Source organism: Cobetia sp. 2AS (assembly GCF_029846355.1).
In the GTDB taxonomy this organism is placed as follows: Bacteria; Pseudomonadota; Gammaproteobacteria; order Pseudomonadales; family Halomonadaceae; genus Cobetia; species Cobetia amphilecti.
The window spans coordinates 1-305 of the sequence record NZ_JARWKQ010000024.1 but is presented as its reverse complement, the minus strand read 5'-3'; the positions used below and the strand labels follow the sequence as shown (position 1 = coordinate 305).

Here is a 305-nt window from a genome sequence, read left to right as displayed (position 1 = left end):
ATACCGGTGCCCTCGCCTCCGGCGATAGCACCAACGATGCAACGCCGACGCTGACCGGCAGCGCTGAGGCCAATAGCACCGTCACCATCACCCACAACGGCGAAGTCGTTGATACGGTCGTGGCAGATGCCAATGGCGCCTGGCGCTATACCCCGAGCACTGATCTCATCGATGGCGACCACGTCTTCAGCGTCACCGCGACTGACGAAGCCGGCAATGTGAGCGCGCCGTCTGGCGAGTTCACGCTGACAGTTGATACTTCAGCACCGGATGCGCCGGTTCTGAGCGAGACGGATGGCGAGACC

The 305-nt window shown here is 62.6% G+C and carries 1 protein-coding gene; it reads left to right on the top strand.

The features are described 5' to 3' along the window. Positions 1–305 (top strand): Ig-like domain-containing protein (locus QD356_RS17770; RefSeq protein WP_192839544.1); only part of this gene is annotated, 305 nt, incomplete at both ends.